Here is a 16,379-nt window from a genome sequence, read left to right on the forward strand (position 1 = left end):
CCCGCGCCGGCCCCCCCCCCCGCCCGGCCCCCCGCCCCCACGGCCCCGCGCGGGTGGGCGGGGGGTGCCGCCCGGCCCCCCCTAGCCGGGCGGCCCGGTGTTTCACGTGAAACACCGGGCCGCCGTCACAGCTGGACCGTCAGCTCTCGCTGTCCCCCATGGAGTCCGGGGCCATCGTCGCGATGATGCGCTCCAGATCGTCGATGGTGGCGAACTCCACCACGATGCGCCCCTTGCGACGACCGAAGTCGACCTTCACCCGGGTCTCGAACCGGTCGGAGAGCCGGTCGGCGAGCTGGCGGAGAGCCGGCTCCTCGACGGGTTTCGCCCGAGGCGCCCGGGGAGCCGGGGCCGGAGCGGCCTTGGCGTCGCCGACGGCCACGATCTCCTCGACCTCCCGGACCGACAGCAGCTCCGCCACGATCCGGCTGGCGAGGTGCTCCTGGGCGGCCGGGTCGTCCAGTGTCAGCAGGGCACGGGCGTGCCCGGCGGTGATCGTGCCCGCCGCGACCTTCCGCTGGACGTTGGGCGGCAGCTTGAGCAGGCGCAACGTGTTCGTCACGTGGGTACGGGAACGACCGATGCGGGTGGCGAGCTGCTCGTGGGTCGCGCCGAAGTCATCGAGGAGCTGCCGGTAGGCGGCGGCCTCCTCCAGAGGGTTGAGCTGCTCCCGCTGGAGGTTCTCGATGAGGGCGTCCAGGAGGAGCTTGTCCTCCTGGGTGTCGCGGACGATCGCGGGGACCTCCGAGAGCCCGGCGCGCTCGGAGGCGCGCCAGCGGCGTTCCCCCATGATGAGCTCGTAGGCGTCGTCGTCCACCGGCCGGACCACGATCGGCTGGAGCAGCCCGACCTCGCGGATCGAGATGGCCAGCTCGTCCAGCGCGTAATCATCGAAGATCTCGCGGGGCTGGCGCGGGTTCGGCCTGATCCTCCCGATCGGGATCTCCAGGAAATAGGCGCCCGCGACCGGCTGGAGACCGGGCTGCCGCCCCTCCGGCGACTCGGGCTCCATGATGACCGTCGCTGCGGTCGCACCGGTGGTCACGACCGGTTCCTGGACCGGCGTCCGTACCTCCGTCATGGCCGGGCCGGTCGGGATGAGCGCTCCCAGTCCCTTGCCCAGTCCCCTCGGCGGCTTGCTCACTGCCTCTCCCGGCTCACGTCGGCGTCCCTGATGATCCTCGTAATGATGACAGCCACAGTCCCCTGGACGCTCACACCGCAGCGCCGCGGTAGGCGATTTCGCGTGCGGCGTCCATGTAGGCCATCGCGCCGCTGGAGCCGGGATCGTAGGTCATGACGGACTGGCCATAGCTGGGCGCCTCGGACACGCGGACGCTCCGCGGGATGACCGTGTTCAGCACGGTGCCGCTGAAATGCGACCGCACCTCCTCCGCCACCTGGGAGGCCAGGCGGGTCCGCCCGTCGTACATCGTCAGCAGGATGGTGGACAGGTCGAGCGTGGGATTGAGGTGGGCGCGGACCAGGTCCACGTTTCGCAGCAGCTGGCCGAGGCCCTCCAGCGCGTAGTACTCGCACTGGATCGGGATCAGCAGCTCGTTCGCGGCCATCAGGGCGTTGACCGTCAGCAGGCCGAGCGAAGGAGGGCAGTCGATGAGGACGTAGTCGAACTCCTGGGCCTTGTAGGCGTTCAGCGCCCGCTGGAGACGTGCCTCGCGGGCGACCATGGAGACGAGCTCGATCTCGGCACCGGCCAGGTCTATCGTGGCGGGGGCGCAGTGGAGCCCCGGCATGTCCGGGACCTCCTTGACGACCTCCTCCAGCGGTACGTCCTCGACCAGGACCTTGTACATGTCCAGCACGTCACCGCGGTGGTCGACGGACAGCGCCGTGGAGGCGTTGCCCTGCGGGTCGAGGTCGACCACCAGGACCCGCTGACCGTGCATGGACAGCGCCGCCGCGAGGTTCACCGACGTGGTGGTCTTACCCACCCCGCCCTTCTGGTTGGCGACCGTGAAGACGCGGGTCTTCGGCGGACGCGGCCATACGGCGTCCCGGGGCACGCTGGAGTTTCCTGGAGCGGTCATGGTCGTCTGGGCCGATGTTTCACGTGAAACCACTGAACTGAGTGCCTCTCGTACCAGCGGCGAGTCGCCGGGGCTAAGGGGTGGCTGGGTCACCTGGGTCACCTGGGTCACGGTCGCCGCCCTTTCGACCGGCCGGGCCACGGCTTCGGAAGCCGGGACCGGCCAGCCCAGACCACCGGGGTGTCCCGCTGGCAGGGCGACGGAATTCTCGGGCCAGCCGAGACCGCGTGTCGCGCCCGAGATCGCATTTCCACGGTCATTCACTGGCTTCGTACTCGCTTTGCTCGGTCTTACCGGTGGCGCTGTCCGGCTGTCTACTGCTGCCGGGTCCGTTTCACCCGCGGAGTGCGATCCTTCCCGCGGACCGCCTGGCGCGCTTTCCCGGGGGGCCGACCGGCGACCACCCGGATGAGAGTTGCCGGCGGCTCGACCTTACCCTGCCCGACGGACACAAGTTCGGCGGTTTGTACCCCACTGGCCCGCAACTGGGCTTCTGCGTCCGCCAGTTCCCCGGCCGCCCGCTCTCCCTTGAGCGCCAAGAGCTCACCGCCCTCGCGCAGCAGGGGGAGCGCCCATTTCAGCAACCGGTCGAGCGGCGCCACCGCCCGCGCGCAGGCCACGTCGAACTCCCGCCGGCCCGCGACCTCCTCCGCCCGGCCGCGCAGTACCTCGACGTTGCCGAGCCCCAGCGTGTCCACGCACTCCTGGAGGAACGTCGTCCGGCGCAGGAGCGGCTCCAGGAGCGTGACCTGGATGTCGGGCCGTACGATCGCCAGGACCAGGCCGGGAAGGCCGGCGCCCGAGCCGATGTCCACCAGACGCACACCGGCGGGGACGGCCTCGGCGACCACCGCGCAGTTGAGCAGATGGCGGTCCCAGATCCGGGGCACCTCACGCGGGCCGAGCAGCCCGCGAACCACCCCTGGACCGGCCAGGAGCCCGGCGAACTCCTCCGCTCTCGACCAGGCGTCGCCGCTGAACACCTCGCGCGCGACCTCGGGCGCCTCGGGGATCTGCTCGCTCACTCGACGCTCACTCTTTCTCAGAAACTGTCATGGTCAGGGCGTTCCAAGGCTAACGGGCCGCTCTCGTCGACAGGCACCGAAGAGGGCCGGGGAAAAGGCCGTTGTGTCCGGGGGAGCGGTTCCCTGGCGAAAAGCCGTACCCGGAGGGGGTGGTCCATCGGGGCAGATCGTGGCCGGTCAAAGGAGGCGGTTCACCGGCGAAAGGCCGTACCCGGAGAGGGCACGGTTCACCGGGGCAGGCCGTACCCGGAAGCCCGCCGGCGAAAAGCCCTGGAGGAAGCCCCGGAGGTTCATCGGGGAGAACCGTGCCCGGACGGCGCGGGAGGGGGACGGTCCGGTGACGAAAAAGGCCGCCGCCCCTGGACGGACCAGGGGCGGCGGCCGGTGCTCGCGTCCGCCGCGGGGGTCAGGCGGGCAGGACCACCACGAAGCGCCGGGGTTCCTCGCCCTCGGACTCGCTTCGCAGGCCCGCCGCCGCGACCGCGTCGTGGACGATCTTGCGCTCGAACGGGGTCATCGGCTGGAGCGCCTTGGGCTCGCCGCTGTCCCTGACGTCCGCGGCGACCTTCGTGCCGAGGTCGCGCAGCTCCGCCCGGCGGTGGTCGCGGTAACCGGCGATGTCGAGCATCAGCCGGGACCGCTGGCCGGTCTGGCGGTGGACCGCGAGCCGGGTCAGCTCCTGGATCGCCTCCAGCACCTCGCCGTTGGCGCCGACGAGGTCACCGCCCTTGACGTCCACCACCGACACGACGGCGCGGTCGCCCTCGACGTCCATGTCGATGTCACCGTCGATGTCGGCGATGTCGAGCAGACCCTCGATGTAGTCCGCCGCGACCTCGCCTTCCTGCTCCAGCGCGGCGAGGTCCGGAGCCGTCTTGACGGTCTCCTTCTCGGCCTCGGTCACTCCGCCACTCCTTCGTGCTGTCGGGGCTGGGTCGTCATGACTTCTTGCTACCGGTCCGCTTGCTGCGGGGCTGACGGGTCGGCTGCTGGCGGATCACCTTGGGGCCCTGCTCGACGGGAGGAGCGGGGGGCTCCTCGGTCTTCCTGACCTTGCTCAGCAGGCCCGGCTTGGGCTCGGGGGTCACCACGTTCCCCTTGGCGTCGATCGTGGGCGAGGGGTTGCGGCTGTAGAACCAGTGCTGCTGGCCCAGCGTCCACAGGTTGGTGGTGACCCAGTAGAGGATCAGGCCGAGGGGGAAGTTCAGCGAGAAGATGGCGAACAGCGGCGAGACGTACATCAGGATCTTCTGCTGCTGCGCCATCGGGTTGTCCGGCATCTGCGCCGCCGAGCGGGTGACGCTCTGCCGGACGGTGAGGAAGGTGGTCAGCGAGCTGATCGCCACGAAGACCGCGAGCACGATCTTCGTCTGGATCGGGTTGGCGCCGCCCAGGGCCTGGATCTGCTCGGAGCTGGTCCAGAAGGTGGCCGGCAGCGGGGCGCCGAAGATGTGCGCCGCCTGGGCGCTCTTGACCAGCTCCCACGACATGCCGAACTTGGGCTGGCCGTTCACCGTCGCGCCGTGCGCCATCGCGTTCAGCACGGTGAACATCGAGATGAAGATCGGGAACTGTGCCACGATCGGCAGGCAGCCGCCGAGCGGGTTGGCCCCGGCCCCCTGGTACAGCGCCATGACCTCCTGGTTCATGCGCTGCTTGTCGTTCTTGTAGCGCTTGCGCAGCTCCTGGACCTTGGGGGCCAGCTCCTGCATCTTCTTCGACGAGCGCATCTGCTTGAGGAAGAGCGGGAAGATGAGCAGCCGCATCAGCACGGTCAGCGTGATGATGGTCAGCGCCCAGGTCAGCCCGCTGTCAGGGGCGAGGAAGCTGCTATAACCCTGGTGGATCCAGGTGATGACATGGGCGACGGCCGTGTACAGCCAGTTCAGCCAGGACAGCTCCACGGAGCTAGCTCCCTTGCGTTTCGTCGGACCGGACCGGGCGTGGGGGCACCGGGTCAAAACCTCCGGGATGGAATGGGTGGCAACGCCCGATTCTCCGGATCGTCAGCCATGTGCCGCGCAACGCGCCGTGAACGGCCAGGGCCTCCAGACCGTAGGCGCTGCATGAGGGGTGGAAACGGCAACGGGGACCCAGCAGGGGGCTCACATAGGCCCGGTAGAGCCGGATAGGAGCCATCAGGGTCCTGGCGGCGGGAGTGCCGCCGTCGGTCTGCTGCGCCGTCATCATCGCCCATCCATGCGAGCCTTGGGAGGCTCTCGCCGCCTGAGTAAACGATCCAGCGCGACGTCGAGTTCGGCGGCAAGGCGCTCGCTTCGCGCGGACGCGGCCGGTGGATTGGCGCGTACAACCAGCAGGCTACCTCGCGGGAGGCGATCCAGGCGTTCTCGCATGAGGTGTCTCAACCTGCGCTTGACGCGGTTGCGGACGACCGCGCCTCCCACGGCCCGGCTCACCACGAACCCCACCAGCGGCGGATCGCCGCTCTCCGGGCGCATGCCCAGATGCGCGACCAGGGTGGGACGGCCTGCTCGGCCTCCCTTTCTGACCGCGCCGGCGAACTCCTCGCCCCGGCGCATGCGGGATTCGGACGGCAACATGAGTGGGTCTTCGCGGGATCCGGGCAGGTACGGCTATCGCCCGCCGGCTGTCACGGCCGGCGGGCGAAGAGACGCTGCTGCCCCGGCCCGGCGAACCGGGCCGATGGATACGTCAGGCGGAGAGCTCGGCGCGGCCCTTGCGACGGCGGGCGGCCAGGATGGCGCGGCCGGCGCGGGTGCGCATACGGAGCCGGAAGCCGTGGGTCTTGGCGCGACGACGGTTGTTCGGCTGGAAAGTACGCTTGCTCACGAGTGGGCTCCAGGCTCAGGGCGCGGCCCCCAGCACATGGGGACGCTTGACAGAGTGGCTGGCTCACCGGAGGCGGGGCATGCGAAATAGCCGCCGCATGGTAAGCCGACCGTCGTACGTTACGGTGCCCGCGTGTCCCAGGTCAAACCGGCGAGCGGGCACCGGACGGGTTTTCCACGAATCCACAGCCCCTTCGTCCACCGCCGCCCCGCCGTCCACAGGACGTGCACCCAGCCTCCCCCGTACTGCCACTAGGCTGTGGACAACGTCTTGAACAGAGATGTGGACAAGACTACTGTCGGCCCTTCCAGACCTACTCTCCGCTGCGACGATGCGCCGGGCGGCGGGCGCGGGGCTGTGTACACCGTGTGGATTGCCTGTGGATTCCGGATGGTGGCCCTCCGGGCCTCCGGGGCGCCCGGCGGGTGGACGGCGGGAGGATCCGGTGGAACCGGCGGCCGCCGGTTGTGGATAACGGGAATCGCGGTGAAGCTCGGTCGGGGGCCGCGTCTGAGGAGGTGAGCCGGGCCGTGGATGACGTGGATCTCGGTGCGATGTGGGCACGCGCGCTGGAGAACTCCCTCAACGAGAGCGTCCCGTCCCAGCAGCGTGTCTGGCTCGGCATGACCCGGCCGTTCGGCCTGATGAACGACACCGTGGTGCTCGCCGCGCCCACGGACTTCGCCCGTGACGTCCTGGAGAACAAGCTCCGTCCCCTGATAAGCCACGCGCTGTCGGCGGAGTTCGGCCGTCCCATGAAGGTCGCGGTCATGGTCGATCCCGGGGCCGCCGGTCCCGAGACCGCGGTCTCTCCCCGGCGCGACACTTTTCCACAGGTTCCGGCCCCGGGTTACGCACAGGGCCAGGGGCAGCCACAGGGTTATGCACAGCCCATGTCTTCCCAGCTCGGAGACGGTTCCTCCACCCAGGACGGCTACCGGGACCCGGGGTCCGGGGCGACGCCGTCCACCGGTTATCCACAGCATCAACCACAGGGTGGACGGTTTCCCTACCCGTACGGGCGGATGGACGAGCCGGCTCAGCCGTACCTTCCTCCGGACGACGCGGAGGCGGAGCGTCCGGGCGAGCGCGGCCCCGGCGGGCACGCCGGCCCCGCGGGCTCCGGCGGCTACGGCCAGGGAGGTCCCGACGGCTACCGGCCCGCGGGCGCGGGAGGCCCCGGCGGTCCCGGCGGCTCCGACGGTTACCGGCCCCCGGGTGCGGGAGGTCCGGCGGGTCCCGGCGGGTACGACCCGCGGCCCGCGCCGCCCCGCCCCGAGAACGACGCCTTCGACCGGCCGTCACCCGTGCCGGGCCCGCCGCCGGCCCAGACGCAGAACAGGTGGGACGGCCGCGGCGGCCGTCCACAGGGGGAGCCGGCCAGGCTGAACCCGAAGTACACCTTCGAGACGTTCGTCATCGGCTCCAGCAACCGGTTCGCCCACGCCGCGGCGGTCGCGGTGGCCGAGGCGCCGGCCAAGGCGTACAACCCGCTGTTCATCTACGGCGACTCAGGCCTGGGCAAGACCCACCTGCTGCACGCGATCGGCCACTACGCCCAGAGCCTCTACGACGGCGCGCGGGTGAGATACGTGAGCTCCGAGGAGTTCACCAACGACTTCATCAACTCCATCCGCGACCACAAGGCCGACGGCTTCCGCGCCCGTTACCGGGCGGTGGACATCCTGCTCGTGGACGACATCCAGTTCCTGGAGGGCAAGGAGCAGACGCAGGAGGAGTTCTTCCACACGTTCAACACCCTCCACAACGCCAACAAGCAGATCGTCATCTCCAGCGACCGCGCGCCCAAGCAGCTGGTCACGCTGGAGGACCGGCTGCGCAACCGCTTCGAGTGGGGTCTGATCACCGACGTCCAGCCGCCGGAGCTGGAGACCCGCATCGCGATCCTGCGCAAGAAGGCGATCCAGGAGGGGCTGGCCGCGCCGCCGGAGGTGCTGGAGTACATCGCCAGCCGGATCTCCACCAACATCCGCGAGCTGGAGGGGGCGCTGATCCGGGTGACGGCGTTCGCCAGCCTCAACCGGCAGTCGGTCGACCTGCAGCTCACCGAGGTCGTGCTCAAGGACCTGATCACCGAGGACGCCGGCTCGGAGATAACGGTCGCCACGATCATGGCGTCCACCGCGTCCTACTTCGGCCTGTCGGTCGACGACCTGTGCGGCGGCTCGCGCTCGCGGGTCCTGGTCACCGCCCGGCAGATCGCCATGTACCTGTGCCGGGAGCTCACCGACATGTCGCTGCCGAAGATCGGGCAGCAGTTCGGCGGCCGTGACCACACGACGGTCATGCACGCCGACCGGAAGATCCGTTCCCTCATGGCGGAGCGTCGTTCGATCTACAACCAGGTCAACGAGCTGACCACGAGGATCAAGCAGCAGTCTCGCGGCTGATGAGACTCGCCACTCCGTGATGCACAGGCTGTGGAAAACCTTGTGGACTGAAGGTGCGAGTCGCCCGAAGACGGATTATCGGGGCATTCGGCAGTGGTCATCACCTGCGAACGAACATGACTCGGCCTCACCGGCTGGGGACAAAGCTGGGGAGAACCTGGGGAAAAGCTGGGGAGAACTCGTGGACAACCTGTGGACGCCCTGTGGGGAGAGTTTTCCCCAAGGACAAAACGGTCTCTTACCCAGTGGATAACCTGGGGAAACCTCGTGGATAACCGGTGGATGAACACCCCTTGATCTGGGGACGGCCTGTGGGCAAACCTCGGCCGTCCACAGCCCGCCGGGTTCTCCACACCCTTAACCCACACCCCCGGTGGATGAAAAAACTATAGTTGACCTGCGGAAACAATGGTCTTCCACAGTTTCCACACCCCCTACTGTGATGACTCCATGTATCTCTCTAAGAACATCAAGACCCATAGAGGGGTCCCGGAGCACACAGGTGCGGGACAGTGAACACCCGAACCCAAGGCGGCGAGCGACGAGCGCTCGCCACACAGGAGGCAGATCCCCGTGATGTTCCGGATCGAGCGAGACGTCCTCGCTGAGGCGGTCGCATGGACGGCGCGCAGCCTTCCGGCGCGTCCCTCCGTGCCGGTGCTGGCCGGCATGCGTCTCGAGGTCACCGACGGCGGCCAGCTCAAGCTCTCCGGCTTCGACTACGAGGTCTCCGCCGAGGTGACCCTCGAACCCCAGAGCGGCGAGGCGGGCGTGGTGCTGGTCTCGGGCCGGCTCCTCGCCGAGATCACCCGGGCGCTGCCCGCACAGCCTGTGGACTTCGTGGTGGACGGCGCCAAGGCCGTCGTCACCTGTGGAAGCGCCCGGTTCACACTCCTCACCATGCCTGTGGAGGACTACCCCTCCCTGCCCGCCATGCCGCCGGCCGCCGGACGGGTGGGCAGCGACGTGTTCGCCTCGGCCGTGGGCCAGGTCGCCGTGGCCGCGGGCAAGGACGACACCCTGCCGATGCTGACCGGTGTGCGCATGGAGATCGAGGGCGACACCGTGACCCTCGCCGCCACCGACCGCTACCGGCTGGCCGTACGCGAGCTGAAGTGGCAGCCGGGGCAGCCCGACTTCTCGGCGATCGCCATGATCCCGGGCCGCACCCTCGCCGACGCCGCCAAGGCCCTGGGCAGCACCGGCGCCGAGGTCGAGATCGCGCTGAGCTCGGCGGGCGGCACCGGTGAGGGCATGATCGGCTTCTCCAGCGCCGGTCGCCGCTCCACCACCCGGCTGCTCGACCCGGAGTTCCCCAAGTACCGCTCGCTGCTGCCGACGGAGTTCTCCGCCCGCGCCGACCTGTCCACGAGCGCCTTCGTCGAGGCCGTCAAGCGCGTGGCCCTGGTCGCCGAGCGCAACACCCCGGTCCGGCTGGCCTTCCGCGGAGGCGAGGTCGTCCTGGAGGCGGGCACCGGCGACGAGGCCCAGGCGGTCGAGGTGCTGCCCGTCGACTTCGACGGCGACGACATCAACATCGCCTTCAACCACCAGTTCCTGCTGGAGGGGCTCGGCGCGATCGACTCCGACGTGGCCCGCCTGCAGATGACCACCTCCACCAAGCCGGCGATCCTCACCGGTGGCAAGCCCGTGGAGGACGGCGGGACCCCCGACTACCGCTACCTGATCATGCCGATCCGCCTGTCGAGCTGACGCGGCCCGCGTCCCCGGCCGCTCCTGCCACCCGGAGGGCGGGGGCGCGCCAAGGGCGGGACGTGCCGAAGGACGGGACGCGCCGCCCGCCGGGTGAGTCCGCGGCGGGCCCGGGTACGGTTCACCGGTGACCGAGATCATGCTGAAGGCGTGCCTCAACGGTTCGAGGAATCCCGGCGAGCACCCGGCGCTGCCCCTGACCCCCCTGCAGCTCGCTCAGGAGGCCCGTGAGGCCCGTGAGGCGGGTGCGACGGCAGTTCATATGCACCCGCGCGATGAGACCGGCAGAGAGTCTCTCAGCGCCGCGCACATCGGCGCGGCCGTCCGTGAGGTGCGGCGGGCGTGCCCCGGCATGCCCGTCGGCGTCAGCACGGGCCTGTGGATATCCGGCGGGGACGCCGGGCAGCGGCGGCGGGCCGTACTGGGCTGGGCGGAGCTGCCCGCCGGGGACCGGCCCGACTTCGCCTCGGTCAACCTCTCCGAGCCCGGCTTCGCGGAGCTCTGGCACGACCTGCGCGAGCTCGGGGTGGACGTCGAGGCGGGGGTCTGGTCCACCGCCGACGCCGAGGCGCTCGCCGCGAGCGGCCTGGAGTGCCTGCGGGTGCTGGTGGAGATCATCGGCGGTCCGGCCGCCACCGCCGTGTCCCGCGCGCACGCCGTCCTCGCCCGCCTGGACGAGCTGGGCGTACCCGGGCGTCGGCTCCTTCACGGCGAGGAGGAGCCGACCTGGATACTTGTCGATGAAGCGGGGCAGATGGGTCTGGCTACGCGCGTCGGCCTGGAGGACGTCCTCCACAGCCCTGTGGGCGACCCCGTTGCCGGAAACGCCGATCTGGTACGGCTTGCGATGGCGCGCCTTACGTGATGGATGAAGAAACCCAAATAGAGGGGGTGCTCGTATGCAAATCGGCATGATCGGGCTGGGCAAAATGGGCGGCAACATGGCCGAGCGCCTGCGCCGCGGCGGCCACGACGTGGTCGGTTACGACCGCGACCCGTCGATCAGCGACGTCGCGAGCCTTAAGGAGCTGGTGGACCGGCTCCAGGCGCCGCGCGCGGTATGGGTCATGGTGCCGGCCGGCGCGCCGACCCAGGCGACGATCGAGCAGCTCGGCGAGCTGCTGTCGCCCGGTGACGTCGTCGTCGACGGCGGCAACTCGCACTATCTCGACGACCGCAAGCACGGCGAGGAGCTCGGCGCCCGGGGCGTCGGCTTCGTCGACTGCGGCGTGAGCGGCGGCGTCTGGGGCCTGCAGAACGGCTACGCGCTGATGACCGGCGGCTCCGACGAGGACGTCCGGAGGCTGATGCCGATCTTCGAGACCCTCAAGCCAGAGGAGGGCGGCTTCGTCCACGCGGGCGGCATCGGCGCCGGCCACTTCGCGAAGATGGTCCACAACGGCATCGAGTACGGCATGATGCAGGCCTTCGCCGAGGGCTGGGAGCTGCTGGAGGCGTCCGACGTCGTGACCGACGTGGCCGGCTCCTTCAAGAGCTGGCGCAACGGCACGGTCATCCGCTCCTGGCTGCTCGACCTGCTGGTCCGCGCCCTCGACGAGGACCCGGGCCTGGCGGACCTGAGGGGTTACGCCCAGGACTCCGGCGAGGGCCGGTGGACCGTCCAGGCCGCCGTGGACCACGCGGTGCCGCTGCCGGTCATCACCGCCGCCCTGTACGCCAGGTTCGCCTCCCGCCAGGACGACTCGCCGGCCATGAAGGTCGTCGCGGCCCTGCGCAACCAGTTCGGCGGTCACGCGGTCACCGCCAAGGAGGGCCAGGTCGCCAAGGGCGCCGACGCCCCGGGCGCCGACGTGGCCCCGCCGCCGGAGGCCGACAGGTGACGCGGTGCCCGTACGGCCGCGCACCCCGCCGCGAGAGGCGCGGGGCGCGCGGCCGTACGGGCACCCTCACGAACGCCCCCGCGCACGCCCGGCGGGGATTCGCCCGCCGTCGGCCGTCGGCCGTCACCGGTGACCCGGTGACTGGCACCGGCGACCGGTGGGGCCCGCCGTGAACGGCCGTGGACGGCCGTGGACCCCTGTGACCCGCTGTGGACGACAGGAGCGGCGTGCCGCGGTGGAAACCGGTGACCGGTGGGGCCGACCGCGGCTCCCGGGGTGCGGCTAGTCTTCGAGGGGTGTACGTCGCCCATCTCTCGCTGACCGACTTCCGGTCCTACGACACCGCCGACCTCGGCCTGGAGCCGGGCGTCACGGCCTTCGTCGGGCCCAACGGGCGGGGGAAGACCAACCTGGTCGAGGCGCTGGGCTACGTCGCGACGCAGTCGAGCCACCGGGTGGCCACCGACGCGCCGCTGGTACGGCACGGAGCGGCACGGGCGGTCGTCCGATGCGTCGTCGTGCGGGAGGACCGCCGCGCCCTGGTCGAGCTGGAGATCAACCCGGGGAAGGCCAACCGCGCCCGGCTGAACCGCTCGCCGGTCTCCCGCGCCCGCGACGTCGTCGGGCTGCTGCGCACGGTCCTGTTCGCGCCGGAGGACCTCGCGATGGTCAAGGGCGACCCCTCGGAGCGGCGCCGCTACCTCGACGACCTGCTGGTGGCCAGGACGCCCCGCTTCGCCGGGGTCCGCGCCGACTACGACCGGGTGCTCAAGCAGCGGGGGGCGCTGCTGCGCACGGCGGCGCAGGCGCGGCGGAGCGGCCGGGGCGGACGCCGGGCCGAGAACGACGCGGGCTTCGCCGCCGCCGGGGCGGGCGACCCGCTGAGCACGCTGGAGGTGTGGGACGCCCACCTCGCCAGGCACGGCGCCGAGCTGCTCGCCGCCCGGCTGGAGCTGGTCGAGGCGCTGCGGCCGCTGGTCGCCGCCTCCTACGCAGCCCTGGCCCCCGACTCGGCCCCGGCCGACCTGGTCTACCGCGGCACGCTGACCGGGGACGCGCCGGACGCCGGGGACGACGGGAACGCCGGAGGCGCCGGGGAGGCCCCGGCCGACCGCTCGGTCCTGGAGAAGCGGCTGCGCGAGGCGCTGGCCGAGGTCAGGAGCGCCGAGCTGGAACGCGGCGTCACCCTGGTCGGCCCGCATCGCGACGACCTGTTCCTGGGCCTGGGGGACCTTCCCGCGCGCGGCTACGCCAGCCACGGGGAGTCGTGGTCGTTCGCGCTGGCCCTCCGGCTGGCCGCCTACGACCTGCTGCGGGCCGACGGCGGCGACCCGGTCCTCATCCTCGACGACGTCTTCGCCGAGCTGGACAGCCGCCGGCGCCGCCGCCTGGCCGAGATCGTCGCCCCGGCCGAGCAGGTGCTCATCACCGCCGCGGTGCCCGCCGACGTGCCGCCGGAGCTGGCCGGGGCCAGGTTCGACGTGACCGAGGGGAGTGTCGGGCGTGTCCGCTGACGACGCCGCGCGGGACCGGCCGGGCCGGCCCGCGCGCGGCTCCGGGGACTCCGGGGGCTCCGGAGACTCCCGGGGCTCCAGGACTTCGAGGGCGGCCGGCGAGGGCGCCGTATCCGGTGCGGACGCCGGCACCGGTTCCGGTACGGGTTCCGGCGCCGGAAACGGCACCGGGAGCGGTACGGGTTCCGGCGCGGGGACCGGCGCGGGGACCGGCGCCGCGGCGGCCGCCGAGGCGTCCGCGGACACCGCGGCCCGGGGCGCCGCACTGGCCAGGGAGAAGCTGGCCCAGGCCAAGGCCGACGCGGCCAAGCGCGGCAGGCTGCCGCGGCGCGAGCCCAGGCGCGCGGCGTCCGGCGCCCGCAGGGACGGCGGCGACCCCCAGCTCCTCGGCCGGGCCATCGCCGACCTGCTGGCCGACCGGGGCTGGGAGCGGCCCGCCGCGGTGGGCGGGGTTTTCGGCCGCTGGCCGGAGATCGTGGGCCCGGACCTGGCCTCCCACACCCGGCCGGAGACCTTCGCCGACGGGGAGGTCGTGGTGTCCGCCGACTCCACGGCGTGGGCCACCCAGGTGCGCCTGCTGGCCAGGACCCTGGTCAGGCGGCTGAACGAGGAGCTCGGGGACGGCACGGTGCAGCGGGTGCGGGTGCGCGGCCCGCAGCACGGACCCCGGCCCGGCGGGCTCCGGGTCACCGGCAGCCGAGGCCCAGGTGACACGTACGGTTGATCACGGAGGTCCGGCTGACGCCGAAAACGGATCAGCGGCCCCTCTCGCGCGATGACCCCCCACCCCCGAGGGGGGATGCCCAAATGGAGGGTGGACGCGCTAGAGAGGCTTCTGGAGCCCGTCAATGCCGCATCACGCGCTTCGAGCCGCTAGAATGGAACTGAATTCCGGACACGTCCGTTTGCGTGACACCCCGGCCTGTGAGGCCGACTCCCCCGGGTGGGCGCATCGGGGCATTCACGACGGTGACGGGCAGGGCGGGGCTGAATCGCGTCCCCGCTGCGTGTCCGCGGCAGGAGGATTCCGCACTTGTCCTACGACGCTAGCTCAATCACCGTTCTCGAAGGGCTCGAGGCAGTCCGCAAGCGCCCGGGAATGTACATCGGCTCGACCGGCGAGCGGGGTCTCCACCACCTCGTCTACGAGGTGGTGGACAACTCCGTCGACGAGGCCCTCGCCGGTCACGCCGACAGGATCGAGGTCACCCTGCTCGCCGACAACGGCGTGCGGGTCGTGGACAACGGCCGTGGCATCCCGGTCGGCATGCACCCCGTCGAGAAGCGTCCCGCGGTCGAGGTCGTCCTGACCGTGCTGCACGCGGGAGGCAAGTTCGACAGCAAGTCCTACGCCGTCTCGGGCGGCCTGCACGGCGTCGGCGTCTCGGTGGTCAACGCCCTGTCCAACCGGCTGGAGGTGGAGATCCGCACCGACGGCCACTACTGGCGGCAGAGCTACGCCGACACCAGGCCGACGCACCCGCTGGCCAAGGGCGAGCCGACCGACGAGACCGGCACCTCGATCACCTTCTGGGCCGACCCCACCATCTTCGAGACCACGACGTGGAACTTCGAGACGCTCTCGCGGCGCTTCCAGGAGATGGCCTTCCTCAACAAGGGCCTGACGATCTGCCTGCGCGACGAGCGCCCCGGCCACTCCGCCGGCGAGGACGGCGAGGACGGGCCGGTGGAGGTGACCTACCACTACGAGGGCGGCCTGTCCGACTTCGTCAAGCACCTCAACTCCAAGAAGGACGCGGCGCACGTCTCCGTGATCGACTTCGAGGAGAGCGGCGAGGGGATCTCGGTCGAGATCGCCATGCAGTGGAACAACTCCTACAGCGAGTCGGTCTACACCTTCGCCAACACCATCAACACGGCCGAGGGCGGCACCCACGAGGAGGGCTTCCGCGCGGCGCTGACGTCGATCGTCAACCGCTACGCGCGCGAGCAGAAGTTCCTCAAGGAGGGCAAGGACGACAACCTCACCGGTGAGGACATCCGCGAGGGCCTCACCGCGATCATCTCGGTGAAGCTGGCCGACCCGCAGTTCGAGGGCCAGACCAAGACCAAGCTGGGCAACACCGAGGCCAAGTCGTTCGTCCAGAAGGCCTGCAACGACCACCTGCGCGACTGGTTCGAGCGCAACCCCGGCGAGGCCAAGGACATCATCAACAAGTCCCTGCAGGCCTCCCGTGCCCGCCTCGCGGCCCGTCAGGCCCGCGACCTGACCCGGCGCAAGTCGCTGCTGGAGGCCGGCTCCGGCCTGCCCGGCAAGCTGGCCGACTGCCAGTGGAGCGACCCGGAGAAGTGCGAGCTGTTCATCGTCGAGGGCGACTCGGCCGGTGGTTCCGCCAAGGGCGGCCGCGACTCCAAGTTCCAGGCGATCCTGCCCATCCGCGGCAAGATCCTGAACGTCGAGAAGGCGCGGATCGACAAGGTCCTGAAGAACGCCGAGGTCCAGGCGCTGATCACCGCCATGGGCACCGGCGTGCACGACGAGTTCGACATCTCCAAGCTGCGCTACCACAAGCTGATCCTGATGGCCGACGCCGACGTCGACGGTCAGCACATCAACACGCTGCTGCTGACGCTGCTGTTCCGCTTCATGCGGCCGCTGATCGAGGCCGGGCACGTCTACCTGTCCCAGCCGCCGCTCTACAAGATCAAGTGGGACCGCAGGGGCGAGGACGCCTCCTACGCCTACTCCGACCCCGAGCGTGACGCGATCATCAATGAGGGCATCGGCAGGGGCAGGCGCGACCCGCGTCTGCACGACGGCATCCAGCGGTTCAAGGGTCTGGGCGAGATGAACGCCGGCCAGCTGTGGGACACCACGATGAACCCCGAGACCCGTGTCCTGCGCCTGGTCACCCTCGACGACGCCGCACAGGCCGACGAGCTGTTCAGCGTCCTGATGGGTGAGGACGTGGAGGCGCGCCGCTCCTTCATCATCCGGAACGCGCGGGACGTCCGCTTCCTCGACGTGTAGCGGCGGTTCCCGATGTGTAGCGGC

15 protein-coding genes are annotated in these 16,379 nt (G+C 70.7%); 7 read left to right on the forward strand and 8 right to left on the reverse strand.

The window, feature by feature from the left end; genetic code table 11:
- Positions 1–139: 139 nt before the first annotated feature.
- The 8 genes from AB0D67_RS33145 to rpmH form a co-directional block, all read right to left on the reverse strand.
- Complete coding sequence (locus tag AB0D67_RS33145) at positions 140–1,144, reverse strand: ParB/RepB/Spo0J family partition protein (RefSeq protein ID WP_362944768.1); 1,005 nt, start codon at positions 1,142–1,144, stop codon at positions 140–142.
- Positions 1,145–1,214: 70 nt separating this feature from the next.
- Positions 1,215–2,048: a ParA family protein gene (locus tag AB0D67_RS33150; protein WP_362944770.1), complete on the reverse strand. Its 834-nt coding sequence runs from the start codon at positions 2,046–2,048 to the stop codon at positions 1,215–1,217.
- Between the two features lie 314 nt (positions 2,049–2,362).
- Positions 2,363–3,073, reverse strand: coding sequence for a 16S rRNA (guanine(527)-N(7))-methyltransferase RsmG (gene rsmG, locus AB0D67_RS33155; protein WP_362944772.1), 711 nt, complete (start codon positions 3,071–3,073; stop codon positions 2,363–2,365).
- A gap of 406 nt (positions 3,074–3,479) precedes the next feature.
- Positions 3,480–3,977, reverse strand: a complete 498-nt coding sequence (locus AB0D67_RS33160; protein ID WP_362944774.1) for a R3H domain-containing nucleic acid-binding protein — start codon at positions 3,975–3,977, stop codon at positions 3,480–3,482.
- A gap of 34 nt (positions 3,978–4,011) precedes the next feature.
- Positions 4,012–4,977 carry a membrane protein insertase YidC gene (gene yidC / locus AB0D67_RS33165; protein WP_362944776.1) on the reverse strand — a complete coding sequence of 322 codons (966 nt, stop codon included), beginning with the start codon at positions 4,975–4,977 and terminating at the stop codon, positions 4,012–4,014.
- A 4-nt stretch (positions 4,978–4,981) separates the two neighbouring features.
- Positions 4,982–5,260 (reverse strand): membrane protein insertion efficiency factor YidD, encoded by a 279-nt coding sequence (gene yidD, locus AB0D67_RS33170; protein ID WP_362944847.1) that lies wholly within the window; start codon positions 5,258–5,260, stop codon positions 4,982–4,984.
- Positions 5,260–5,634: a ribonuclease P protein component gene (rnpA, locus tag AB0D67_RS33175; protein WP_362944778.1), complete on the reverse strand. Its 375-nt coding sequence runs from the start codon at positions 5,632–5,634 to the stop codon at positions 5,260–5,262. Before rnpA ends, yidD begins: the two co-directional genes overlap by 1 nt.
- 112 nt (positions 5,635–5,746) lie before the next feature.
- Positions 5,747–5,884: a 50S ribosomal protein L34 gene (rpmH, locus tag AB0D67_RS33180; protein WP_010849920.1), complete on the reverse strand. Its 138-nt coding sequence runs from the start codon at positions 5,882–5,884 to the stop codon at positions 5,747–5,749.
- Positions 5,885–6,414: 530 nt separating this feature from the next.
- Between rpmH and dnaA the strand changes: the two genes are divergently transcribed.
- From dnaA to gyrB, 7 genes are all read left to right on the forward strand, one after another.
- Positions 6,415–8,295 carry a chromosomal replication initiator protein DnaA gene (gene dnaA / locus AB0D67_RS33185; RefSeq protein WP_362944780.1) on the forward strand — a complete coding sequence of 627 codons (1,881 nt, stop codon included), beginning with the start codon at positions 6,415–6,417 and terminating at the stop codon, positions 8,293–8,295.
- Between the two features lie 573 nt (positions 8,296–8,868).
- On the forward strand, positions 8,869–10,008 hold the full coding sequence (dnaN, locus tag AB0D67_RS33190) for a DNA polymerase III subunit beta (RefSeq protein WP_362944782.1): 1,140 nt from the start codon (positions 8,869–8,871) through the stop codon (positions 10,006–10,008).
- Positions 10,009–10,135: 127 nt separating this feature from the next.
- Entirely contained in the window at positions 10,136–10,873 is a 738-nt protein-coding gene (locus AB0D67_RS33195) for a 3-keto-5-aminohexanoate cleavage protein (protein WP_362944784.1), read from the forward strand.
- Positions 10,874–10,907: 34 nt separating this feature from the next.
- Positions 10,908–11,849, forward strand: coding sequence for a phosphogluconate dehydrogenase (NAD(+)-dependent, decarboxylating) (gene gnd, locus AB0D67_RS33200; protein ID WP_362944786.1), 942 nt, complete (start codon positions 10,908–10,910; stop codon positions 11,847–11,849).
- 296 nt (positions 11,850–12,145) lie between these two features.
- Positions 12,146–13,363, forward strand: a complete 1,218-nt coding sequence (recF, locus tag AB0D67_RS33205; RefSeq protein WP_362944788.1) for a DNA replication/repair protein RecF — start codon at positions 12,146–12,148, stop codon at positions 13,361–13,363.
- Positions 13,353–14,087, forward strand: coding sequence for a DciA family protein (locus AB0D67_RS33210; RefSeq protein WP_362944790.1), 735 nt, complete (start codon positions 13,353–13,355; stop codon positions 14,085–14,087). Before recF ends, AB0D67_RS33210 begins: the two co-directional genes overlap by 11 nt.
- 309 nt (positions 14,088–14,396) lie before the next feature.
- Positions 14,397–16,355, forward strand: a complete 1,959-nt coding sequence (gene gyrB, locus AB0D67_RS33215; RefSeq protein ID WP_362944792.1) for a DNA topoisomerase (ATP-hydrolyzing) subunit B — start codon at positions 14,397–14,399, stop codon at positions 16,353–16,355.
- The last annotated feature ends 24 nt before the right edge of the window (positions 16,356–16,379 follow it).

It is taken from the genome of Streptosporangium sp. NPDC048047, assembly GCF_040653115.1.
In the GTDB taxonomy this organism is placed as follows: Bacteria; Actinomycetota; Actinomycetes; order Streptosporangiales; family Streptosporangiaceae; genus Streptosporangium.